This window comes from Flammeovirga aprica JL-4 (genome assembly GCF_012844305.1).
GTDB classification, from domain to species: Bacteria; Bacteroidota; Bacteroidia; order Cytophagales; family Flammeovirgaceae; genus Flammeovirga; species Flammeovirga aprica.
This window is the reverse complement of record NZ_JABANE010000345.1, coordinates 1-734: the sequence shown is the minus strand read 5'-3', so window position 1 is coordinate 734 and position 734 is coordinate 1. Positions and strand designations below refer to the sequence as shown.

The 734-nt window shown below is 54.2% G+C and carries 1 protein-coding gene; it reads left to right on the top strand.

What is annotated here, in order from left to right; translation table 11 throughout:
- A partial coding sequence (locus HHU12_RS34285; RefSeq protein WP_205960092.1) for a hypothetical protein occupies positions 1 to 734 on the top strand: 734 nt, incomplete at both ends.

Sequence of the window (734 nt, the reverse complement as noted above, 5' to 3'; positions counted from 1 at the left end):
AGGAACTCGACCAGTTAATCCGTCCGGGCCGTGAGGACATCGTGCAGAGAATCCGTGAGGCTTCCGATACCAGTGGAGCAGTGGCGTCAGTCATTGGTACCATTAAGTTTGGCACTCAGGAGCTGTCAGCTCGTTCCCCTTGGACCAAGATGTTGAACGGTACGGCCAACTACATTCTGGACACTGCGCGTCAAGGTGTGCTAGGTGATGTGGCTGGTGCGGCCCTAGGCGGCAAAGGCTCCAAGTTCGGCAAAGAGAACTTCCTCAAGGCTGCTTCAATCAGTCCTGAGCAGTGGAAGGGAATCAAGCAACTCTTTGTTGACCATGCGACTCGTGATGCTAACGGTCAGTTCACCATTAAGGACAAGAAAGCGTTCAGTCAGGACCCACGAGCGATGGACCTGTGGCGTCTTGCCGATAAGGTTGCCGACGAGACCATGTTGAGACCTCACAAGGTATCCCAGCAGGATTCCAAGGCGTACGGTGCTGGTGTCAAGATGGCTATGCAGTTCAAGAACTTCACCATCAAGTCACTCAACGCTAAGTTCATCCGGTCCTTCTACGAGGGCTACAAGAACAACCGAGCTATCGACATGGCGTTGACCCACGTGTTGTCTCTGGGTATCGCCGGGACTTACTTTGCGATGCAGGCCCACGTGAAGGCTTACGGCCTCCAAGAGTCCCAGCGTAAGGACTACCTGAAGAAAGCCCTGAACCCTACCATGCTGGGCTAC